12 protein-coding genes are annotated in these 23,053 nt (G+C 63.9%); 5 read left to right on the top strand and 7 right to left on the bottom strand.

Annotation, left to right across the window (positions count from 1 at the left end):
- Window positions 1–259: 259 nt before the first annotated feature.
- From Q4S41_RS00060 to Q4S41_RS00035, 6 genes are all read right to left on the bottom strand, one after another.
- Entirely contained in the window at window positions 260–1,414 is a 1,155-nt protein-coding gene (locus Q4S41_RS00060; RefSeq protein WP_305029096.1) for a glycoside hydrolase family 43 protein, read from the bottom strand.
- Between the two features lie 9 nt (window positions 1,415–1,423).
- Entirely contained in the window at window positions 1,424–3,313 is a 1,890-nt protein-coding gene (locus Q4S41_RS00055) for a glycoside hydrolase family 35 protein (protein ID WP_305029095.1), read from the bottom strand.
- A 203-nt stretch (window positions 3,314–3,516) separates the two neighbouring features.
- Window positions 3,517–5,229, bottom strand: a complete 1,713-nt coding sequence (locus tag Q4S41_RS00050; RefSeq protein ID WP_305029094.1) for a RagB/SusD family nutrient uptake outer membrane protein — start codon at window positions 5,227–5,229, stop codon at window positions 3,517–3,519.
- Between the two features lie 112 nt (window positions 5,230–5,341).
- Window positions 5,342–8,491, bottom strand: a complete 3,150-nt coding sequence (locus Q4S41_RS00045) for a SusC/RagA family TonB-linked outer membrane protein (protein WP_305029093.1) — start codon at window positions 8,489–8,491, stop codon at window positions 5,342–5,344.
- Window positions 8,492–8,642: 151 nt separating this feature from the next.
- The gene (locus tag Q4S41_RS00040; RefSeq protein ID WP_305029092.1) at window positions 8,643–10,385 is read right to left on the bottom strand and encodes a RagB/SusD family nutrient uptake outer membrane protein; all 1,743 of its coding nucleotides are present in this window, start codon (window positions 10,383–10,385) and stop codon (window positions 8,643–8,645) included.
- Between the two features lie 24 nt (window positions 10,386–10,409).
- On the bottom strand, window positions 10,410–13,526 hold the full coding sequence (locus Q4S41_RS00035) for a SusC/RagA family TonB-linked outer membrane protein (protein ID WP_305029091.1): 3,117 nt from the start codon (window positions 13,524–13,526) through the stop codon (window positions 10,410–10,412).
- A gap of 495 nt (window positions 13,527–14,021) precedes the next feature.
- Between Q4S41_RS00035 and Q4S41_RS00030 the strand changes: the two genes are divergently transcribed.
- The 5 genes from Q4S41_RS00030 to kduD all read left to right on the top strand — a co-directional run bounded on the left by Q4S41_RS00030 (window position 14,022) and on the right by kduD (window position 22,802).
- Window positions 14,022–18,314: a hybrid sensor histidine kinase/response regulator transcription factor gene (locus Q4S41_RS00030; RefSeq protein ID WP_305029090.1), complete on the top strand. Its 4,293-nt coding sequence runs from the start codon at window positions 14,022–14,024 to the stop codon at window positions 18,312–18,314.
- A 334-nt stretch (window positions 18,315–18,648) separates the two neighbouring features.
- The gene (locus Q4S41_RS00025; RefSeq protein ID WP_305029089.1) at window positions 18,649–19,770 is read left to right on the top strand and encodes a glycoside hydrolase family 88/105 protein; all 1,122 of its coding nucleotides are present in this window, start codon (window positions 18,649–18,651) and stop codon (window positions 19,768–19,770) included.
- A 3-nt stretch (window positions 19,771–19,773) separates the two neighbouring features.
- Complete coding sequence (locus Q4S41_RS00020; RefSeq protein WP_305029088.1) at window positions 19,774–21,021, top strand: DUF2264 domain-containing protein; 1,248 nt, start codon at window positions 19,774–19,776, stop codon at window positions 21,019–21,021.
- An 11-nt stretch (window positions 21,022–21,032) separates the two neighbouring features.
- On the top strand, window positions 21,033–21,995 hold the full coding sequence (locus Q4S41_RS00015) for a glycoside hydrolase family 43 protein (protein ID WP_305029087.1): 963 nt from the start codon (window positions 21,033–21,035) through the stop codon (window positions 21,993–21,995).
- A gap of 42 nt (window positions 21,996–22,037) precedes the next feature.
- Complete coding sequence (gene kduD / locus Q4S41_RS00010; RefSeq protein ID WP_305029086.1) at window positions 22,038–22,802, top strand: 2-dehydro-3-deoxy-D-gluconate 5-dehydrogenase KduD; 765 nt, start codon at window positions 22,038–22,040, stop codon at window positions 22,800–22,802.
- Between the two features lie 39 nt (window positions 22,803–22,841).
- On the opposite strand, the gene Q4S41_RS00005 is transcribed toward kduD, so the two are convergent.
- Window positions 22,842–23,053 (bottom strand): hypothetical protein (locus Q4S41_RS00005; RefSeq protein ID WP_305029085.1); only part of this gene is annotated, 212 nt, incomplete at its 5' end.

Genomic DNA, 23,053 nt, shown 5'->3' with positions numbered 1-23,053 from the left:
CGGACAAAGCAGGGCACTCCCGCTGCTATAGCATTACAAATGCACGGCTCCGGCCAGTGGCCGCAAAGAGTCCCACCTCCTTTCGGGCCAAACCGCCCGCGTGGGGCGGCGCCGGCTCACTCACTGTACCGGGCGCGAAGCCCGGGTGGCCTGACCGGAGCGGTGCATTTGTTGAAGGTTGAACCAGTACCCCGAAGCTCCAGCTTCGGCTCGTTGAACGATGCGGACGCGGGCCGAAGCGGAGTTTCGGGGTACTGGTTCAATTAGCCACTGCCTTCGCCCTGGCCGCATCGAACACGCCCAGGTCCCAGCGGTCGGCCCACTGCAGGCGGGGCTGGTCGCCCTCGAAGCTAAGCGGCAGCCAGATGTAGCCGCCGTCGATGGGGTTCTTCGGCGTCCAGCGGTCGGCCAGGAAGATGAAGGCGTCCTTTCGGCCGGCCACGGGCAGGATGTAGGTGCTCTGCGAGTTGTAGGTGATGTTGGCCTGCGGGCCGGTAGCGGGGTTGTCGAGCTGCTTCCACGGCCCCCAGATGGACGAGGCCACGAAGGAACGCGCCGCGTTGGGGTCCCAGCCGGTGCAGCCCGAGGTGATGAGGTAGTACTTGCCGTTGCGCTTGCAGAGGGCCGGCGCCTCGTTGTGCCCGGCCGGCGCAATGGTGTTCCAGCGCCCGGTGAAGCCTTGGTAGTCGGGCGTTAGCTCGGCTACGTGCAGAGTCAGGTTGTCTTCGGAGGAGTGGATGTTGTAGGCCTTGCCGTCGTCGTCCACAAACACGGTCATGTCGCGGGCCATCTGGCCGGGCGCAAAATCGCGCCGGATAAACAGGCCCTCGGCCACGGCTTTGGTCCAGTCGGGCGTCCACCATTTCAGGTCCTTCTCGCCGGGCACGGGCTGCTTCCAGGCTTCCTGAAAACCCAGCGGCCACTGCCCCGCGCCGGGCCGGAACGACTTTACGTAGGCATACGGGCCGGTTGCCCGGTCGCTTACCGCCACAGCGGTGCGGGCAGCCGCGTAGCCCTGGCCCTTCAGCTCCAGGTGAAACCACATCACGTACTTGCCGGTCTTTTTATTGAACACGACTTTGGGGCGCTCGATGATGCTGCCCTGCTCGATTTCGGAGCCCGAGCCGGCGGGCGCCACTTGCAGGGCAATGCCTTCGTCCTGCCAGTTGTAGAGGTCCTGGGAGGAGTAGCAGTGCACGCCCACCTGGGCGCTGTTGCCCTTGCCGCCCGCAATTTTATGCTCGCCGAAGAGGTAGTAGCGGCCCTTATCGTAGAGCACGCCGCCGCCGTGGGCGTTGAGGTGCGTGCCTTTGTTGTCGGGCCAGGTTTGGCCGGGTTCGAAGGCCGTGCGCTTTTGCGCCTGGGCCGCAGCGGCCGCCGCCAGCAGGGCCACGGTCAGGAAAGTCTTTTTCATGAGCGGAAATCAGTCGTTGGCCGCGGCCACGCCCGGCTGCAGGTCGTTCAGGATGGCGTGGTCGAGGAAGGGCAGCTTGGTTTGCTCAGGCTTGAGCAGTTCCAGCACGGTGATGTTGTTCGAGCCTTTTTTCAGCCATTCGGCGGGCACGTACAGGGTTTGCTGCGGGCCGATGGCCCAGTAGCGGCCCAGGTTGTGGCCGTTCACCCACACCACGCCCTTGCCCCACTGGCGCATGTCGAGGTAGGTATCGATGGGCTGGCCCACGGTGAAAGCGGTGGCACGGACGGCTGGCCCGGCAGTGGGCCCGGCGGTTTTAACAGTGGCCTTGGCCGTTGCCGGCACCTGGTCGAAAGGCAGACCGAACATTTTCCAGCTTTTCACTTCCTGGCCGCCCAGGCTCACGCTTTTGGTGATGCCCTTGGTGTTTTGGAGCAGGTATTCGCCGAAGTTGACGCGCCCCAGGTTTTCCACCAGAATATCGAGCTGCACCTGGCCCGCGGGCAAAGCCACGTCCAGCACATCCTGGCGCAGGCGGCGGTCGAGTGTGCCCACCCGCTTGCCGTTCACCATAATGACGGCATAGTCGCGCAGGTCGCTAATTTTTAGCTTTTTGACACCGCCGCCCGGCACCGTGGCGCGGTAGAGCACGAAGCCGTAGGCTTGCTTCAGCGCCTCGAAGGTGAGCGGGGTGGCACTGGCCACCGGCGCGGGCAGGCGGTCGAGCAGGCCGGCGCTGGCGCTCAGCGTGAGCGTGGGCAGGGCGCCGCTGGGCTTGGCAGCGGGCACGGCGGGCAGCGGCTGGTTGGCGGGCCGGTATTTGGCAATCACCTCGCGAAAGGCCAGAAACTTGGGCGTGGCGTTGCCGGCCTCGTCGAGGGGCGCGTCGTAGTCGTAGCTGCTGATTTGGGGCTCGTAGTGCGAGGAGTCGCCCTTGTAGTTGGCGCCGTTCATGAAGCCGCGGGTAGTGCCGCCGTGGAACATGTACATGTTGATGCTCATGCCCGCGCGCAGCACCGAATCGAGGCCCGGCGTGTACTTGCTGGCCGGCACGGTGTGGTGCTTGGTGCCCCACCAGTCGAACCACGCGGGGTACCACTCGGCCACGTAGTAGGGGCCTTTGCCGCCGTGGTTGGCTTGCACCAGCTTGCGAATCTGGCTGGGCTTGTCGGTGCCGTTCACGGCGGGCAGCAGGCCGTCGAGGTGGCCTTTGGCGACGTCGCGCACGGGGTCGCAGGTGTAGAGCAGGCCGTCGAAGCCCACTTCTTCAAACAACTGCTTATTCGAGGCCAGATAGGCTTTGTCGGAGCCGTAGGAGCCGTATTCATTTTCCACCTGCACCATCAGAATGGGGCCGCCGTGGTTTACCTGCAGCGGAGCCAGCTGCTTGGCCACGGCCTGCAGGTAGCGGCGGTAGGCGGCCACGTACTGCGGCTCCTGGCTGCGCACTTTCAGGCCCGGAATGTTCTGCAGCCAGTAGGGATAGCCGCCGAATTCCCACTCGGCGCACACGTAGGGGCTGGGGCGCAGCACCACCCACAGGCCTTCCTCCTGGGCCATTTTCACGAAAGTGGCCACGTCGTTGTTCCCACTGAAATCGTACTGGCCCGGCTGGGGCTCGTGGGCGTTCCAGAACACGTAGGTGCCCACCGTATTCAGGCCCATGGCCTTGGCCATTTTCAGGCGCTGGCGCCAGGCCTCGCGCGGAATGCGCGGGTAGTGCAGCTCGCCCGAAATCATCTGAAACGGCTTGCCATCAAGCAAAAACTGCTCGGTGCCCAGCGCGAAGGTGTGCGCGGGCGGCGCGGCCTGCGCAGCGGGTAGCGCCAGGCCGCCGGCCAGCAGCAGGGGCAGCAAGCGGCGCAAGGAGCGGTGGAAAGGGATATGGGCAGCGGACATAAATCGGATAATCAACAGGTTGTTTTGTCGGGCGGAGCACGGGGGCTACAATGCTTCGTTCTGACGGGGCGCCTCACCCCCCGGCCCCCTCTCCTCAGGGAGAGGGGGAGCCTGAAGAATTCGCTTGGAGCATTTCCGGTGCCCCCTCTCTCTGGGGAGAGGGGGTCAGGAGGTGAGGCGCCCCGTCAGAACGAGGCACTCCCCTACCAGCCCGGGTTCTGGCGCATGAGGGGCACCTTGCGGATTTCACCGTCCGGAATGGGCAGCAGGTACATCTCGGGGCGGAAGTTGTGGCGGCGAATGCTCGACACCACGTTGTAGGTGTAGGTGAAGTTGGGCGAGGTGCCGCTGCGCACGATGCGCATGCGGCTGTTGTAGGCGTTGTTGGTCACCATCGCAATTTTCCAGCGGCGGATGTCGTGCCAGCGGTGGTCCTCGAAGGCCAGCTCGATGCGACGCTCGTTCTGGATGAAGGCGCGCATCTGGGCCTGGCTCAAGCCGGTGGGAATGCCGTAGCGGCCGTCCACGCCCGCGTCGATGCCGGCGCGGCGGCGCAGGTCAATCAGCTTGGGCACGGCCAGGTTGGCCTGGCCGGTTTCGTTGATAGCCTCGGCGTAGTTGAGCAGGATTTCGGCGTAGCGCAGCAGCGGCCAGGCGCGCTGGGTGTTGGCCGAGGACGTGGCGTCGCACATCTTGCGGCCGTAGTAGCCGGTCACCGACGTGGTCTGGTCGAAGCCGTCGGAGGCGGCGCCTTCGTAGGTGTTCACCGGCGCCATGGCCCCGTTCAGGAACAGCAGCGACTGGTTGTAGATGATGGTGTTGTAGAAGCGCGGGTCGCGGTTCACGTAGGGGTTGGTGGCCGAGTAGCCCGAGGTGGGGTCGGTGATGGCCTTGCCGCTCTTCATCGGGAAGGCGTCCACGATGTTCTGGGTAGGCATGGCGTTCCAGGCCCCGCCGCGGGTGGGCGGAAAGTAGAAGCCTTCCATGTCGCGGTTGCCGCCGCGGTTGAAGGGCAGGATGTACTCGGTGTTCACGCGCTGCAAAAACAACGCGTAGAAGCCGTTGCCGGGCGCGGTGGTGTTGTCTTCCACCAGCGCGTACTGGTTCGAGGCAATCACGGCCTGGGCCGCGTCGGCGGCGGCCTGCCAGCGGCTCACGCTGTAGCTGGGGTAGCTCACGATGGCGGCCAGGGTGGGGTCCTGGGTTTCGGCGCCGCCGTTGAAGAGCGGGCTGGCGGCTTCCAGCAGCAGGCGGCTTTTGAGGCCCAGGGCGGCACCGCTGGTGATGCGGCCGTAGTCGGGGCCGCTCTGGGCGGCGCGGCTGGGCAGGCCGGCGGCGCAGGCGTCGAGCTCGCTGCTGAGGTAGGCAATGCAGTCGGCGTAGGAGTCGCGGGGCTGGTTGATGACGTCCTCGATGCCGTAGACCTTGTCGCCAATCAGCGGCATGCCGCCGAAGACCACCAGCAGCTGCTCGTAATAGTAGGCCCGCAGGAAGCGCGCCTCCAGGGCCAGGCGGTTTTTAGTCGACTGGGCCAGCGGCGTGGTGGGCAGCTTACTCAGCAGCAGGTTGCAGCGGCGGATGTTGGCCCAGGGCAAATCATAAAACTCCGGGAAAGGGAAGTTGAGCGGCGTGAGGGTGCCGCTGTAGAGCACCACGGCCTTCTGCGTGGCGCCCGAGTAGCGGTACTCGGCGTCGTCGGTGGCTTCCTCGGTGTTGCCGTGCGAGTCCCAGCGCCCTTTCGAGAAGCTGAAACCCATGTCGGCATACACGCGGTTGAGGAAGGAGAACGTGCGCAGGCTGTCGGAAAACACCGTGTCTTCGGTGAGGGCGCTGGTGCGCGGCTCCAGGAAGTCGTCTTTTTTGCAGGCCGTCGTCAGGGCAGCCCCGGCCAGCAGCAATCCAAGTAACTTTTTCATCTGATGAGATGGCTAAACTGTTGAACTGTTGAATGGATGGGCTTCAAGGTTGGCAAAATCAGTCAAGCGACAATTCAACCATCTAGCCGTTAAGCCATTCAACCGTTAATCATTAAAAAGTGACGCTCATGCCGAAGTTGATGAGGCGCTGCGGCGGGTATAGCGGGCGCGAGGTGTTGAGCGTCACCTCGGGGTCGAAGTCGTAGAGCTTATCCACGGCCGACCAGGTGAGCAGGTTGGTGCCGTTGGCGTAGATGCGGGCCGAGGGAATGCCCAGGTAGCGCATGAAGCTGGTGGGCAGGTCGTAGTTGATTTGGGCGGTTTTGAGGCGCACGTAGTTGCCCGAAATCTGCCAGAAGGTCGACTGGTTGGAGCTCGGGTCGCTGATGCTGGGGAGCAGCGTCAGGCGCGGGTACTGGGCGTTGTCGCCCAGCTCGGGCGTCCAGGCATTCTGGTGCACGGCGCTCAGGTTGGCGGTGAAGGCCTTGATGGCCTCGGCGGCACCCGACACGTTGAAGTTGCTCGCGCCCTGAAACAGCACGCTCACGCTCAGGCCCTTGTAGCGGGCGCCCAGGTTCACGCCGTAGGTGGTGTTGGGCAGGTTGGGCAGGCCGGTCACCTTGCGGTCGAAGTCGTTGATGACGCCGTCGCCGTTCAGGTCCTCGTACTTCAGGTCGCCGGGGCGGGCGCCCGAGGCGGGCTTGGCCACGTCGCGGCTGGCAATGTCGGCGGCGCTGTAGAAGCCCTGGAAGACGTACACCCGCTGCTGGCCGATGCTGTTGCCGGTGAAGCGCTGGTACTCGTACTGTGGCACGGGCTCGTCCTGAAACAGAATCTTGTTTTTGGCAAACGAGTAGTTGCCCTTAATCGACCACGAGAAGTCCTTCGAAATCGGGCTCTGGTAGCCCAGCTCCAGCTCGTAGCCGCGGTTGTTCACGCGGCCCAGGTTCACCGGGGGCAAGGACTGGCCGAAGATGCTCGACACCGTGCCGCGGGTGGTCAGGATGTCGTACCGGTCGTTGTTGAAGAAGTCGGCGCTGCCGAAGAGCTGGTCTTTGAACAAACGGAACTCCACAGCCACGTCGAGCTTCTTCTCCTTTTCCCAGGTCACGTCGTTGTTGGCCAGGCGGCCTTCCTGAATGCCGGGCGCGCCCGTGCTGTTCAGGCCGAAGTCGTAGCCGCTGCCGCTGCCGTAGTTCTGCTGGTAGTAGTAGGTGAACTGGTTGCCCAGCGCGTCGTTGCCCACCAGGCCGTAACTGCCGCGCAGCTTCAGGTATGTCACGGCCGGCACGGCGGCGCGGAAGAACGACTCCTCGGCCACGTTCCAGCCCGCCGACACGGCCGGGAACAAGCCGTAGCGGTTGTCGGCGCTGAAACGGTCGGAGCCATTGTAGCCGGCGTTGAACTGAATCAGGTAGCGGTTGTCGTAGTCGTAGCCCAGGCGGCCCGAGTAGCCCAGGAAGTTGGCCGGAATGAAGTTGTAGGTGTAGTCGCCGTTGGCGGCCGTGTTGGCGTTGCGGTTGTAGAGCGCCAGGCCGTACACGTGGTGCTTGCCGAAGGTGCGGTCGTAGTTCACGATGGCTTGCAGGTTCACCACGCGCGAGGTGCTGCCGCCCGAGTAGCCCAGCGCGAAGGGCCGGGTGCGGTAGAGGTTGGGGTCGCGCGCCTCGTAGCTCTCGGGCGTGGTGGCCGTGGCGGGCGTGTAGATGAACGACGGGAAGTCGGTACGCGTCATCTGGCGGTAGTAGCCGTAGTTGCTGGTGTAGGCCAGGCGGCCGGTCACGTTCAGGCCCTTCAGCCCGTCGGCAAACACGCCCAGGTCCTGCTTCAGCGAGAACACGCCGTTGATGTTGTTCTCGTTGTTGCGGCGGTAGCCGTTGTTGGTGAGACGGCCCACGATGTTGTTCACGTTGTAGCCCGAGTTCACGTCGCGCGACCATTTGCTGTAGCCGTACGAGCCGTCGGGGTTGTAGATGGGGTAGGCAAACGGCGCCAGCGTGGGGAAGCTGCTGTAGTCGTAAAACACGTCGTCGTTGGCGTTGAAGGCCGAGCTGAAGGGCGTGTTCACCCGCGGAATGTTCACCTGGCCGAAGTTGCCATACAGGTCGATGCGGGCGTCGAGGCCCTTGGTGATGTTGATGTCGAGGTTCGAGCGGTAGTTGTAGCGCTGGTGGAAGTAGTTGCTGTTCACGCCGGCCGAGCTGCCGAAGTCGTTCAGCAGGCCGTTCTGGTAGAGGTAGCCCACCGACACGAAGTACTTCACCCGCTGCGAGCCGCCGCTCATGTCCACGTTGGCGCGGTACTGCTGGCTCCAGTCCTTGAAGAGCACCTTGCGCCAGTTCACGTTGGGGTGGCCGTAGGGGTCCGAGCCGTCGCGGAACTTCTGCAGGTCGTCGTCGGAAAAGCGCGGCTTGAAGCCGGGCACCGGGTTGAACTCGTTGTCGTTAATCTGGGCCTGGTTGTAGAGGCGGGCCGACTCGGCGGCGTCGAGGTAGTTGGTGAATTTGGTGGGCTGCGTCAGGCCAAACTCCACGCGGGCCGAAATCTGGGGCGGTCCGTCTTTGCCGCGGCGGGTAGTCACCACCACCACGCCGTTGGCCCCGCGCACGCCGTAGATGGCGGTGGTGGCGGCGTCTTTCAGAATCGACAGGCTTTCAATCTCGTTGGGGTCGAGGCGCTGAAACTGGTCGTAGCTGTACTGCACATCGTCCACGATGATGAGCGGCTGGTTGTTGCCGTTGTAGGAACTGATGCCGCGAATGAAGAAGGCGGCGCCGTCGGCGCCCGGCCGGCCCGAGGGCTGCTGCGAAAAGAAGCCCGGCAGGCGGCCAACCAGCGTGTTCTGCAAGCTGGCCGAGGGGTTTTCCCGGATTTCCTTGCCGCTCACCTGGCTCACCGAGCCGGTCTGGGTAATCTTCTTCTGCTCGCCGAAGCCCACCACCGTCACCTCGTCGAGGCTCTGGTCGGCCGATTCCAGCTTCACGTCCACGCTGGTGCGGGTGCCCACTTGCACCTCGCTCAGCTTGTAGTTCACGGAGCGGAAAATCAGGATGCCGCTCTTGCCCTTAATGGCCAGGCTATACCGGCCTTCGGGGTCGGTGGTGGTGCCGTTCGAGGTCAGGTCCTTCTCGTACACGGCCACGCCGGGCACGGGCCCTTGCGCGTCGCGCACGGTGCCCTGCACCGTGCGGTTCTGCGCCGCCGCCCGCTGGCCCAAGGCACTCAGCACCAGCAGCAAAACAATGAATAAAACGTTTTTCATAAGTCGGGTGGGAAATTCAGTGGTGAAATGGGGAGGTGTGGGATGGTGATTAATAAGCGGTTACTGGCGAAGGCGAAGCGACAAAACGGCCTTGCAGAGCCTGTCTCGTCACCCGCCATCTCACCAGTTCACCACCTCACCAGTTCACCTCTTACCAGCCAGGGTTCTGCGTCAGGTTCAGGTTCTTGGTCGTCTCGTCGTAGGGCAGCGGCATGTAGTAGAGCCGGTTCTGCCAGGTCAAATTGGCCGCCGTGGTGCGCGTGTAGGTGTAGGTGGGCGCCGTGGCCGAGCCGCCTTTCACAATCTGCACGCCGTAGAGCGGGGAGTTGAGCACTGTCTCGGCCGTTTTCCAGCGGCGCAGGTCCCAGAAGCGGTGCTCCTCGAAGCCCAGCTCGATGCGGCGCTCGTTGCGGATGAAGGTGCGGGCGTCACTCTGGCTCAGTGTGGTCGGGATGCCGTAGCGGTTGCCCGTGCCCGCCGTGAGGCCCGCCCGCTGCCGCAGCGGCACCAGCGCAGTCAGCGCCTCGGTGGTGCGGCCCAGCTCGTTGAGGGCCTCGGCGGCGTTGAGCAGCGTCTCGGCGTAGCGGAACAGGGGGAAGTTGTGGCTCTGGTTCGAGTACGAGGTCGAGGTGGTGAAATCGCCCAGGAACTTGCGCAGGTAGTAGCCGGTGCGGGTTTGCACGGCCCCGCCGCCGGGCCGGTCGCGGCCGCCGTCGAAGGTTTCCACGTTGCGGCTCAGCCAGCGGCTGCCGGTGGTGGTGGTGCCGGTGGTCACGCCGTTGGCAAAAACCGAGAACAGCAGGCGCGGGTCGCGGTTGGCGTAGGGGTTCTGCGGGTTGTAGCCCGAGCCGGCGTCGGTGATGGCCGCGCCCGAGAGCATCGGGAAAGCGTCCACGAAGTTCTGGCTGGGGCTGGTGAGGCCCTGGCTGGCGGCCGGTGCGCCGTAGCCCATCGGCGCGTTCCACACTTCGAGCGTGGTGTTGTTGCTGGCCTGCTTGGCCAGAATAATCTCGCTGTTCTTCTTCACCGTGAATACGCTGGGGAAGGCCGTGGCCGCCGGCGTGGTCACCAGCGAGTGCGCGTTCAGGGCGATGAGGTCCTGGGCGGCGGTGAGGGCCAGCTGCCAGCGGTTGGCGTCGGCGTTGGGGTAGCCCTGGCGGTCGCCGGCGCCGTTCACCTGCCCGCCGTTGAAGAGCGGGCTGGCGGCGTACAGCAGCAGGCGGCTCTTGAGGGCGAAAGCGGCCGTGCGCGGAATGCGGCCCCACTCGCCGTCCGGAATGGCCGCGGGCAGGCGCAGGTCGGGCTTGATGAGGTCGCACTCGCTCACGATGTAGTTCACCGTTTCGGCGTAGGTGTTGCGCGGCACCGACAGGTCGTCGTCGAGCGTGAAAATCTTGTCACCAATGAGCGGCACGCCGCCGTAGCGCTTCAGCAGCTCGAAGTAGAGCATGGCCCGGATGAAGCGGGCTTCGGCCTTCCAAATCACGATGTTGGCCGGCAGGGCGGGCACGCGGTCAATGTTGGCCAGGAAGATGTTGACGCGGCGGATGCCGGCGTAGGCCGAGGCCCAGTAGGCATCGGGGTTGTTCACCACGCTGATGGCGCCGTTGGTGAAGTACTGCACCGGGCGGTTGAGGCGCGAGGGCAGGGCGTCGTCGGTACCGGCGGCCAGGAAGTCGCCGGTGCCGTCGCCAATGCGGTTGAAGCCGCCGGGCATGTAGTTGAACAGGTCGTTGAAGAAGTACAGCGCCACGGTGGCGTTGCGGTCCTTCGCGTCCCACTCCGTGTCGTCGCGGATGAGGTTGCGCGGCTCGGTTTCGGGGTCTTTCTGGCAGGCGGTGGTGCCCAGGGCCAGCACGGCGGCCAGGGCCGCGGCGTATAGTTTCGTATTCATCGGAACAGAAGCGGCGGGTGGGAATTAGAGCTTGAGGTTGACGCCGAAGTTGATGAGGCGCTGCTGCGGGTAGGCGGCGTTGAAAATCTCCGGGTCCACGCGGTCGTACTGGCTGAAGGTCACCAGGTTGGTGCCGTTGGCGAAGAAGCGGATGCCCTGCAGGCGCACGCGCTTGCTCAGGTTCAGCGGCAGGGTGTAGCCCAGCTCCACGTTCTTGAGGCGCATGTAGCTGGCGTCGTGCAGCCAGTAGCTGCTGGTGGGCGCGTAGTTGTTCAGGTTGTTGCCCAGGCTCAGGCGCGGGTAGCTGGCGTTGGGGTTGTCGGGCGTCCAGCGGTCGAGGTGCTGCTCGAAGGCCCCGCCGAAGCCGCCGTTCTGGAAGGCGTACTCCGAAGCGCCCTGCAGGTAGATGACGCGGCTCAGGCTGCCCTGCAGCAGGGTGGTGAAGTCGAAGCCTTTCCAGCGGGCGCCCAGCGTCACGCCGAACGGAATGCTGGGGTTGGCATCGCCAATGGGCGCGATGTCGAACTGGTTAATCACGCCGTCGCCGTTCAGGTCCTTGTAGCGGATGTCGCCGGGCTGGGGCGTGTAGCCCACGATGGTGGCGGCGCCCTGAATCTCGGCCTGGTTCTGGAACAGGCCGTCGGCCACGTAGCCAAACGCCTGGCCCACCGGCTGGCCGGTGCGCTGCATCCACGGGTAGGGGCGGTACACCTCGTCCTGGTATTCCACTTTCGAGTACTGCACGCCCACGTTCACGGCGGCCAGCAGGCTCAGCTGGCCGAAGTTCTGCTGGTAGCTGAGCTGGGTGGTGATGCCCTGGTAGCGGTTGCGGCCGATGTTTTCGTCCGGGTACAGCTGGCCAATGAGCGTGCTGCTCCGGCCGCGCTGCTGCAACAGGTCGTAGTACAGCGAGTTGTAATACTCCACCGTGAAGCCCAGGTGGTTGTCGAGCACGGCACCCTGCAGGCCCAGGCTCAGCTTGCGGCCCTTCTCCCAGGTGCGGTTGCGCGAGGCCAGAATCTGCTCGCTGTTCGAGAACTGCGTGCCGGCGCCGGTGCCGAAGTAGGGCGCCGAGGTATCGAAGTAGGTCTGAATGTAGGTGAAGTAGCCCGGTACGTCGTTGCCGGTCAGGCCGTAGGAGCCGTACAGCTTCAGGTACGACAGCCAGGGCTGGGTGCCCTTCATAAAGTCCTCGCGCGACACATTCCAGGCCAGGCCGGCCGAGGGGAAGAAGCCGTACTTGAAGTTGCCGTTGTCGGGGTAGCGGTTCGAGCCGTTCAGGCCGAAGGCCAGCTCGGCCACGTACTTGCCCTTGTAGTTGTACGATGCCCGGCCCGAGAGGCCCTGCACCGTGTAGGGCAGGTCCGACTCCTGCAGCAGCGACTGGCGCGAAGCCAGCGCCACGGCGTGCAGGCCGTGCTCGCCGAACTGCCGGTCGTAGCCCAGGTCGGCTTCCAGGTAAGTGGTGTTGTTCTGGAAGTTGACGCCGTTGTTGTTCTGCTGGTCGCCGTTGGTGCCGTACTGCGTGTAGGTGGGCTGGCCGGCGGCGTTGGTGCCCTGCTGGAACACGGCAAAGGTTTTGTCGCGGTACACCGTTTCCGACAAGCTGGCGTAGTACGAGGCCAGGGCGCGCACCCACAGGCCGGGCGTCAGCTCGTCCAGGGTGCGGCGCAGGTAGAAGTCGGCTACTACGTCGCGGTTGTAGAGCTGCCGGTAGCCCGAGCCGATGGTCTGGGCCCACAGGTTATTGGTGAACTGCTGGTTGCCGCCGTAGCTGCCGTTGGCGTTGTACACCGGGTAGGCCAGCGCGGGCGTGTTATACAGCGTGTTCAGGATGGACGGCAGGCCCTGGCCGAAGTTGGCGCCCGTGTCGTTCGAGGTCAGGATGCGGCCCAGCAGGCCGATGCCGCCGGTGAGCTTGCGGCTCAGCTGCAAATCCACGTTCGAGCGGACGATGTAGGCCTTGTAGTCGTTGCTGGTGTTGTACTTGTTGATGTCGCTGGTTTTCAGCAGGCCCGTCTGGCTCAGGTGCTCCAGGCTCACGAAGTAGCGCGAGAACTTGTTGCCGCCAGTGGCCGAAAATGTGTAGCGGTCCAGCTTCGACGACTTCTTGAGGAGCTGGTCGAACCAGTTCACGTTGGGGTGGCCGATGGGGTCGGAGCCGTCGCGGTACTTCTGCAGGTCGTCGGCCGAAAAGCGCGGCTGAAAGCCGGCCACCGGGTTGGTTGCGTTGTCGTTCGTCTGCGCCTCGTTGTAGAGGCTGGCGTAGTTGTAGGCGTCCAGCGGCTTGGGCAGCTTGATGGGCTCCTGAATGGCCGACTGCACCGTGAACGAGATGCGCGGCTGCCCGGGCGTGCCCCGGCGCGTGGTCACGTTCAGAATGCCGCCGTTGGTGTTGCGCACGCCCAGCATGGAGGAACTCAGCGCGTCTTTCAGCAGCGTCACCGACTCAATCTCCTCCAAATCAAAGTTGTAGATGGGCCGCACAATGCCGTCAATCACCACCGTGGGCGCCCGGCCCAGCAGCAGGGCATTGCCCACGTCGGTGCCCGGCTGGCCCGAAATCTGCGTCACCTGCAGGCCCGCGCCCTGCCCGGCCAGCGCCGTCACAAACGACGTCACGGGCAGGCGCATTAGCGCCGCGTTGTACACCGTCTGGGTCGAGGCGGCCGTGAGGTCGGGCCGCAGGCTGGTGCCGTAGAGCAGGCGCACCGGCTTGAGGCGGGCCACGGCCGGGTTCTTGGTGTCGAGGACGATGGAAGGCGTCAGGTCGTCCGTCACCGCGAAGCGCCGAATCACCGAGCCGTCGATGCTCACGGTCAGCGTTTCGCCGGCTTTCACGTCCGGCATCCGGGCCTGGCCCAGCGAGTCGGTCACCACGGTGTAGCTGTTGCTGCCGCCGTTGGCTAGCGCCACGCCCGGCAGCGGCTCACCGTTCTCGTCCGTCACCGACGGCGTGAAGAGGGTGACGGTCGGCATCGACTGGTCGGCGGTCTTGGCCGTGTCGGCGGGCGTGGTGGCGCGCGGGGGCATCACCGGCATGTTCATCACCTGCGCCTGGGCGGCCGTGGTGCCGGCCAGGCCCGCGGCTGCCAGCAGCAGCAACCGGCGAAGAGACCTTGAGGGTAAGGGTTTACGCATAGGGTAAGAAAAATGAGAGTAGCGGGTGGGAACGTTTGGGGAATGGAAGCGGAGCAAACCCTCGCGGTGGGCCGCAGTGCGGCAACACGTTTAATGCATCCTTCAAAAAATGCATTTGGCATTTTGTAGTGGACAAAAGTAGCGGGCCTCACTACCGGCAGGCGGGGTGTTTTTCACCAATCAGTGGGGTGAAATTCAGCGGGCCGGCGCTGGCAAAACACCCCCTCCCTATTCCTGAAAGCCAAGCATACCGCCATGCAACAACCTGTTTTTTAATAACTTATTTTCAATTATCTATTTTCAGCAAGGGGGCCGAATCCTGCGGCGGCGGTTCGGGCAGTTCACGCGGGGTCGCTACCTTGCAGGTCCCGTCGGGCCCCACGGGTTGGCGCGGGCCGCGTCCGCACCGTTGGCGGCCTCGCTTGCCAGTTCTGCCGCGCGGCCGCCCCGGCCTGTCCCAGGCCCCCGCCGTTCTTCTCATTCCCACCCACCCACATGAAAGCTTTTGCCTGCTGGCAGTTTCTCGCGTTGCTGTTGCTGCCGTGGTGGCCCGGGCTGGCCCCGGCCGCGCGGGCCCAGGACACCGCCCCCAGCGAGTTCCGCTTCGAGCACCTCACCGTGGACCAGGGCCTCTCCCACTCCGACGCCATGGCCGTGGCCCAGGACCAGGCCGGCTTCATTTGGGTGGGCACCAACCGCGGCCTCGACCGCTACGACGGTTACGGCCTCAAGCAATACACGCTGCCCATCAACCCGCGCAACGGCATTTCCGGCAACCGCATCAGCGCCCTGCTGGCGGCGCCTGATGGCCGCCTGTGGGTGGGCACCGAGCGCGCCGGCCTGGGCCTCTACGACGCGGCGGCCGACCGCCTGCTCAGCTACAACGAGCAGCAGGTGCCCGCCCCCTACCGCTCTCTGATGCAGCGCCTGAGCCAGACCAGCGTCAACGCCCTGACGTCGGACAAGCAGGGCCGCCTGTGGGTGGGCACTTCGGTAGCGGGCGTGTTCGTGCTCAGCTTCGATGCGCAGGGCCGCCTCAACGGCCTGCGCCAGGTGCCGCGCGCCGACCAATCGACTGATGACTACCAGGTAAGCAGCCTGGCCACCGATGCCGAAGGCAAGGTCTGGATTGGCACCTTCAACCACGGCCTGCGCGTGGTGCGCCCCGAAAGCGCCGACCTGCGCGCCGAGCCCACCGACATGACCGAGCGGGTGCGCGTGCTGCACCTCGACTCCCGCGGCGACCTCTGGATTGGCACCAACCAGCAGGTGTGGTGGGTGAGCGCCGCCAACCGCCGCACCGTGCGCCAGCTGCAGGCCCACCCGCAGGCCCAAACCTACCCGCAGCTGCAGTCCATCCGCATGGATTCGTTTCATCGGTTGTGGGTGGGCACCATCTACGGCCTGTATGTGTGGGAGGCCGGCGCCGTGACCGGCAGCGCGCCGCCGCTGCGCCCCAACCCCACCCTGCTACTGCCCCAGGACAACGAGCCCTTCGGCATCAATTCGGAGCGGGTGCACCAGATTTTTGAAGACCGCAACCAGATAATGTGGCTCTGCGCCTCGGCCGGCGGCCTCAATCAGGTCGACTTGCGCCAGAAGCCCTTTGGACGGCTGCGCCAGCAGCTGTCGGGCGGCTCCACGCTGGCCAACAACTATATCAACGCGGTTTATAAGGAAGAAGCCACCAACATTCTGTGGTCGGGCACGCGCAACGGCGTGTACGGCTACGACCTCACGCACAAAACCACCCACAGCTACCTCAATCAGCAGTGGGCCGGGGCCACGCGCGGCGTCGATGTTTCGACCATTTTCCAGAGCCGCAACGGCGCCTTGTGGTTCGGTACCCGCACGACAGGGCTGAGCCGCCTCACCCGCGCCGGCGGCCGCGAAACCCTCACCACCTACGAGCAGTTGCCCGGCGGCCCCGACCTGCGCAGCTTCAGCCTCGAAAGCTTGGCCGAAGACCGGTTTGGCACGCTGTGGGCGGCCTCGTTCACGTCGGGCCTGCTGCGCCTGAGCACCGACGGTAAGTTCCTCGGCGCCTTCCGCCAGGAAAACAGCGCCCTGCCCACCAACCGCTTCACCTACCTGCTCTACGACCGGCGGCAGGACGTGCTCTGGGCCAGCACCGCCGACGCGGGCCTGCTCAAGCTGCGCGTTACCGCCGATTCGCTCATCGTGCTCAAGCAGTTCAAGCAGGCCGCCGGCGCCCCCGACGGCCTGCGCGTGAACTACGTGTGGCCACTGCTGCTCGACGACCGGGGCACGCTCTGGATTGGCACCATCGGCGGTGGCCTGCACCAACTGACCACCGACGCGCAGGGCAATGAAAGCATCCACAGCCTGGCCAAATACCTGCCCGAGAGCGACGTAGAAAGCATTCTGGCCGACGACGAGGGCCACCTCTGGATTGGCGGCACCGGCCTCTACCGCTACAAGCCCGCCACTCGCCAGTACCTGCGCTACGACGTGGCCGACGGCCTGCAAAGCAACGCCTTCAAGATTGGGGCCGCCGCCCGCGCCCAGGACGGCACCCTGTATTTCGGGGGCATCAACGGCATTAGCTACTTCCAGCCGCACGCCATTCAACCCAACCCTTACCCGCCGGTAGTGCAGCTCACCGGCCTGCGCATTGCCAACCAGCCCGTGGCCGTGGGCCAGCCCCTCAACGGCCGCGTGGTACTGCCCCTGCCCCTCTCGCAGCCCCAGACGGTGACCATCAAGGCCTCGGAGAATGACTTTTCGGTGGAATTTGTGGGTTTGAACTACGCCAACCCGCAGAAAAACCGCTACGCCTACCGCCTCGTGGGCTACAACGAAAACTGGGTGTACCCGGCCCCCGGCCAGCGCACCGCCAGCTTCGCCAACCTGCCGCCGGGCCAGTACACGTTTGAAGTAAAAGCCAGCAACGGCGAGGGCGCGTGGTCGAAAAAGGCCGCCACCGTGCGCTTCGACGTGCGCGCGCCCTGGTACAAAACCGGTTGGGCCTACGGGCTTTATGCCCTGGTATTGCTGGGCGCGGTGGCCCTGTACCGGCGCATCGAAATGGCCCAGCAGCGCCTGAAAAACCGGGTGGCGCTGGAGCAGTTCCAGACCGAAAAGGAAAAGGAGCTCACCGGCCTCAAGCTGGGCTTTTTCACCAACGTGAGCCATGAGCTGCGCACGCCTTTGACGCTGATACTCGGGCCGATGGAGGAAATCATCAACAGCCCCGGGCCGGTGGCGGGCCTACGCGAAAAGGTGGAGCTCATGCACAAGCAGACGCGCAAGCTGCTCGACCTCGTGAACCAACTGCTGGACTTCCGCAAGGTGGAAACCGGCAACGTGCCCCTGCGCGCCACCCCCGGCGACGCCGTGGCCTTCATCACCGACATCTACCCCACCTTCAGCCTCAAGGCCCGGGAGCGCGGCGTGAAGTACGTACTCGACCTGCCCACCGAGCCCGTGCCGCTGTATTTCGACCGCAGCAAGCTCGAAATCATCCTCACCAACCTGCTGGCCAACGCCTTCAAGTACACCCGCACCAACGGGCGCGTCGAGCTACTGGCCACGCCCGTGGGCAACCCCGGCGGCGAAGCCGTGTACAGCAACGGCCGCCTCACCGGCAACTACCTGAAAGTGACCGTGGCCGACAACGGCGTGGGCATCAAGTACAACGAGATTGAGCGCATCTTCGACCCCTACTACCAGGCCTCGCACACCAACACGCTGCGCATGACGGGCACGGGCATCGGCTTGTCGCTGGCCCGGCAGTTTGCCGAGCGGCACGGCGGCCAGCTCACCGCCACCAGCGGCGAGGGCCTGGGCACAACTTTCGAGCTGCGCCTGCCCTTCGGCCACCAGCATTTGCGGCCCGAAGATATTCAGGAAGACGAGCCGACGCCGGACATGGCGATGGAAGCACCAATTGCCGCTGAGCCAGAACCTGCAGTTGCTGAAGAGTTTGTGCTCCCCAATGCCGAACCCAGTGCTACGCGCCAGCCGCGCCTGCTGGTGGTGGAAGACCACGACGAGGTGCGCCAGTACATCCGGCAGCTGTTTGAGGCCGAGTACGACGTCATCACCGCCGAGGACGGTCTCGAAGGATGGGACAAGGCCCTGGCCCAGCTGCCCGACCTCGTCATTTCGGATGTGATGATGCCGCGCTCCGACGGCCTGGAATTGTGCCAGAAAATCAAGCAGCACCCCAAAACGGCCCACATTCCGGTGCTGCTGCTCACCGCCCGCACGGCCGAAACCCACGAGCTCGAAGGCATCGGCATGGGCGCCGACGAGTACATGAGCAAGCCCTTCAACCCCACGCTGCTCTACGCCAAAGCCGACGCGCTGCTGCGCAACCGCCGCAAGCTGCACGAGTACTACCAGCGCCACATCCTGCTCGAACCCACCGAAATCGTAGTGGCCGATGCCGACCGCCAGTTCTTGGAAAGCGCCATGGCCGTGGTGGAGCGCAACCTCGATAACTCGGAATTCAGCGTGCAGGTGCTGGTGAAGGAAATGGCCATGAGCCAGTCGGTGTTCTACCGTCGCATCAAAAGCATCACGGGCCAGACGGCCGTGGAGTTCATTCGCGACGTGCGGATGAAACGCGCCGCCCAACTCCTGGCCCAGACGCAGATGCGCGTATCGGAAGTGGCCTTCGAGGTGGGCATTGAAGACGCCAAGTACTTCCGCAAAGCCTTTCAGAAAATCTACAACGTCTCGCCCTCCGAGTACGCCAAGCAGCACCGGCCGGGCCGGGAGCCGGCGGCTTCGGCGGCTGAAGATTCAGCGGTAGCGCCGTAGAGCATCCTTCTGAATCGTCTGTCATCCTGAGCATAGCGAAGGACCTTATCACGCCTGCGCCGATTGATTGCTTCTGAATAGCCCAGTCGTGATAAGGTCCTTCGCTGCGTTCAGGATGACAGACGATTTTTGATTTATGAGCAGCTCCAAAAGCAATACGAATCAGGCTCGACGAAAAAGCACCCGTCTTTTTCCAAAATGGCCCCGCTGCATCCAAGAGCGTTGACCTACTATTGTGGTTGATTTCAACCCGGATAATCCGGCCCATGTGGCCGGTATCATTGTCCGTGGCTTCTGTAAAAACCCACCCGGTATGCTCTTTCTTTCCTCCCGCTTGATTCGCCCATTAGCCGCCGGCCTGCTGCTGACGCTCGGCCTCACTTCCAGTGCGCCCGCCCAAACGCTGGCCAAAGCCGACCAAGCCGTTTTCAAGCCGAAATACATCAAGAAGCAGCTGCTGAAAGCCACCCGGTGGCAGTTGGCCCATCCCAAGCACAAAGTCACGGACTGGACCAACGGGGCTTTCTACTCCGGCGTATTTGCCGCCTACCAGGCTACCAAATCCCGGCTGATTCTGGATTCGCTCATGGCCATGGGCAACCGCACCCAGTGGCGCCCCGACCGCCGCTACGACCACGCCGACGACATCGCCATCTGCCAGACCTACCTCAACCTCTACCGCCTCAAAAAGGAACGGCGCATGATTGAGCCCACCCTGGCCGTGGTGGAAAAGCTGCGCACCGTGCCCGGCCCCGAGGTGCAGCACAACGGCATCACCTGGTGGTGGTGCGACGCCCTCTTCATGGGCCCGCCTGTGCTCGTGAAGCTCGGCATGCTGGAAAACCAGCCCCAGTACCTGACTTTCAGCGACACGCTCTACGCCCAGACCTACCGCCGCCTCTACAACCCGCAGCAGCACCTCTTCACCCGCGACGCCAGCTACCTCTGGAACGCCGCCAACGAAGGCAAAACAAAAAAAGAAAGCAACGGCCAGCCCATCTTCTGGAGCCGGGGCAATGGCTGGGTAATGGGCGGCCTGGTGCAGATTCTGCAGGAGCTGCCCGCCAACCACCCCACGCGTCCTTTCTACGTCAACATTCTCAAGGAAATGAGCGCCAGCCTCATTAAGCTGCAGCAGCCCGACGGCCTGTGGCGCTCCAGCCTGCTCGACCCCGCCGCCTACCCCGGCGGCGAAACCTCCGGCTCGGGCTTCGACACCTACGCCATGGCCTGGGGCATCAACAACGGCCTCCTCGACCGCGCCACTTACCTCCCCGCCGTGCAAAAAGCCTGGATAGCCCTCGATAAAGTAGTAGGCGCCGACGGCAAAGTGGGCTGGGTGCAGCCCATCGGCGCCGACCCACGCCGCGATTTCTCGGCCGATAGCTGGGAAGTGTACGGCACCGGCGCCTACCTGCTGGCCGGCTCCGAGGTGATGAAACTGAAACTGAAGTAGCGCATGGAGCGCCGTTCATTCATCGCCGGCGTTGGGGCTGGCCTTTCTGCGCTGGCTCTGCCCACTGCCGGCGCTCCCGCCGCGAGTGAGGCATTGCCCACCGCCAAGCCTGTTTCCGACCGCGAGTATTGGGTCAGAACCTTATTACGCATCGTCGGGCCCGTGCTGGCGTCCGGGGCCGCTGGCACGCTGAAAACAGCTATGCCCGTCGAATCCGCCGCTGGCCAGCAGGAAGGCCGCCGCAAAGTCACCCACCTCGAAGCCTTGGGCCGCACCCTGGCCGGCTTGGCCCCCTGGCTGGAATTAACCGACGTGCCCGCCGCCGAGCAGGCCCAGCAGCAACGCTGTGCCGAGCAGGCCCGCCAGGCCATTGCCCACGCAGTGAACCCGCAGTCGCCTGGTTTCCTGAATTTCAACCAAGGCGGCCAGCCCGTAGTCGATACCGCCTTCCTGGCTCACGCCCTGCTGCGCGCGCCCAAGCAGCTCTGGGAAAAGCTTCCCGAAGCCACCAAGCCTCAGCTGATTCAAGCCCTGCAAAGCAGCCGCGTCATCAAGCCCGTATACAGCAACTGGCTGCTCTTTAGCGGTATCATCGAAGCCGCCCTGCTAAAATTCACCGGCAGCGCCGACCTCATGCGGATGGACTACGCCATCAAAGAGCACCAAACCTGGTACAAAGGCGACGGCACCTATGGCGACGGACCCGACTTCCACTGGGACTACTACAACAGCTACGTCATCCAGCCCATGCTACTCGACCTCGTGGGCACGCTGGTAGCCGCCGGCAAGGAAAGCAAAGACCTGCTCCAGCGCCTCCAAACCCGCGCCCAACGCTACGCCGCCGTGCAGGAGCGCCTCATCGGCCCCGACGGCTCGTTTGCCGCCTTTGGCCGCTCCCTGGCTTACCGTTGCGGCGCCTTCCAGCACTTGGCGCAAGTGAGTCTGCAAAACCTGCTGCCCGCCGAGCTAGCAGCCGGCCAAGTCCGCAGCGCCCTCACTGCCGTTATCCGCCGCACCATGGAATCCAAAGGCTCTTTCGATGCCCAGGGCTGGCTACAAATCGGCCTCTGTGGCCACCAGCCCGGCATCGGCGAAGGCTACATCTCCACCGGCAGCCTTTATTTGTGTACCACGGCCTTCTTGCCGCTGGGCCTGCCCACCAGCGCCCCCTTTTGGGCCGCCCCGGCGCAGGACTGGACCGCCCGCCGCATCTGGTCGGGCCAGGATGTCAAAACCGACCACGCGCTCTAAAATCCCTTGTGATGTTTTCCTCAAATAAATTGGCCGTCGCCTTTGGTGGCCTGAGCCTCATTGTATCTGCCGCCCAACCAGCCCGCGCCCAAAAGCCGCTGCGCAAAAACGAAGTCTTGCTCTTCGCTTCCTTTCGGGGCAACGGCGAAGACGGCCTGCATTTGGCCAGCAGCCCCGACGGCTACAAATGGACCGTCCTGCGCAACGACCAGTCCTTCCTGAAGCCCACCGTGAGCAAAGACAAGCTCATGCGCGACCCCTGCATCATCCGCGGCCACGACGGCCGCTTCCACATGGTCTGGACCACCAGCTGGCACGAGCGAGGCATCGGCTACGCCAGTTCCCCCGACCTCATCCACTGGACCGAGCAGCAAAACATCCCCGTCATGGCCACTGAGCCCACCGCCAAAAACTGCTGGGCCCCCGAAATCACCTATGACGCCAAAAACCACCAGTACATGATATTCTGGGCCACCACCATCCCCGGCCGCTTCCCGCAGGGCGAAACCGCCCTCGAAGGCGGCAACAACCACCGCATCTACTACGTCACCACCAAAGACTTTAAAACCTACTCCCCCGCCCAAGTCCTCTACGACCAAGGTTTCAACGTCATCGACGCCACCATCCAGCCCGCCGGCCGGCGTTTCGCCATGTTCCTGAAGGACGAAACCCGCGAGCCCGTGCAGAAGAACCTACGCGTCGCCTTCGCCGACCAGCTCACCGGTCCCTACGGCCCACCCTCGGCCCCCATTACCGGTAAGTACTGGGCCGAAGGCCCCACCGCCATCCAATTAGGCAACGAGTGGCTAGTTTACTTCGACAAATACACCGAACACAAATACGGCGCCGTCTCATCCACCGACCTAGAGCACTGGACCGACGTATCCGACCGCCTCGATTTCCCCAAAGGCACCCGCCACGGCACCGTCCTACGCATCACCCAGAAAGAGCTGGCCCAATTACTCAAAAACTAACCAAGCTCCCGCCTTATATTCTGCCCCGTTCCTTTACCCTCTATGAATCCACTCTTCGACCTAACTGGCAAAGTCGCCCTAGTCACCGGCTGCAACAAAGGCATCGGGCAAGCCATGGCCCTGGGCCTAGCCGAAGCCGGTGCCGACATTATCGGCGTCTCAGCCACCCTAGCCCTCAGCGGCAGCGAAACCGAGCAGCAAGTCCACGCCCTCGGCCGCAATTTCAGCGCCTACCAAGCCGATTTTAGCCAGCGCAGTTCAGTAGATGCATTCATCACCCAAGTCCAGCACGACTTCCCCCGCATCGATATTCTGGTAAATAACGCTGGCACCATCCGTCGGGCCCCTGCCGCTGAGCACGGCGATGAACCGTGGGACGAAGTATTAGCCATCAACCTCGACACTCCATTCCGCATCGCGCGCGCCATCGGCAGCCAGATGATAGTCCAAGGCCACGGCAAAATCATCTTCACCGCCTCTCTTATGTCTTTTCAGGGTGGCATCAACGTGCCAGGCTACGCAGCCAGCAAGGGCGCCATTTCCTCGCTGGTAAAGGCCTTGGCCAACGAATGGGCTAGCCGTGGAATAAACGTGAACGCCATCGCCCCCGGCTACATCGCCACCGACAACACCGAAGCCCTCCGCCAAGACCCCGACCGCTCCACCACCATCCTAGCCCGTATCCCAGCCAACCGATGGGGCCACGTCGATGACTTCAAAGGCCCTACCGTTTTCCTAGCCTCGGCTGCATCCAACTACGTCCACGGCACCCTCCTCACCGTTGATGGCGGTTGGATGGGCAGATAGTACTTGAGTAAGCACAAAATGAAAATGCCGCTCACATATTTAGTGAGCGGCATTTTCTTTCGTTTGATAGATGTCTACAAAGCAAAATATCCTATGGTTGTATAACCATCTACAAAGCAAAAATCCCTTCGGGCTGCTGGCGAAAGCATCCTGAAGGGATTTCCTGTTGATAAAGTTGGCGGCGACCGACTCTCCCACCGGTGAAGGCAGTACCATAGGCGCACCGGGGCTTAACGGCTCTGTTCGGAATG

It is taken from the genome of Hymenobacter convexus (genome assembly GCF_030580955.1).
GTDB lineage: Bacteria > Bacteroidota > Bacteroidia > Cytophagales > Hymenobacteraceae > Hymenobacter.
Note: the sequence above shows the minus strand (reverse complement) of the source record. Positions and strands in the feature narration are given on the sequence as shown.

Coding starts and splice junctions, on each gene's coding strand:
- Q4S41_RS00030 (WP_305029090.1), top strand. CDS start 14,022: ATGAAAGCTTTTGCCTGCTGGCAGTTTCTCGCGTTGCTGTTGCTGCCG.
- kduD (WP_305029086.1), top strand. CDS start 22,038: ATGAATCCACTCTTCGACCTAACTGGCAAAGTCGCCCTAGTCACCGGC.
- Q4S41_RS00060 (WP_305029096.1), bottom strand. CDS start 1,414: ATGAAAAAGACTTTCCTGACCGTGGCCCTGCTGGCGGCGGCCGCTGCG.
- Q4S41_RS00045 (WP_305029093.1), bottom strand. CDS start 8,491: ATGAAAAACGTTTTATTCATTGTTTTGCTGCTGGTGCTGAGTGCCTTG.
- Q4S41_RS00035 (WP_305029091.1), bottom strand. CDS start 13,526: ATGCGTAAACCCTTACCCTCAAGGTCTCTTCGCCGGTTGCTGCTGCTG.
- Q4S41_RS00020 (WP_305029088.1), top strand. CDS start 19,774: ATGGAGCGCCGTTCATTCATCGCCGGCGTTGGGGCTGGCCTTTCTGCG.
- Q4S41_RS00015 (WP_305029087.1), top strand. CDS start 21,033: ATGTTTTCCTCAAATAAATTGGCCGTCGCCTTTGGTGGCCTGAGCCTC.
- Q4S41_RS00040 (WP_305029092.1), bottom strand. CDS start 10,385: ATGAATACGAAACTATACGCCGCGGCCCTGGCCGCCGTGCTGGCCCTG.
- Q4S41_RS00055 (WP_305029095.1), bottom strand. CDS start 3,313: ATGTCCGCTGCCCATATCCCTTTCCACCGCTCCTTGCGCCGCTTGCTG.
- Q4S41_RS00050 (WP_305029094.1), bottom strand. CDS start 5,229: ATGAAAAAGTTACTTGGATTGCTGCTGGCCGGGGCTGCCCTGACGACG.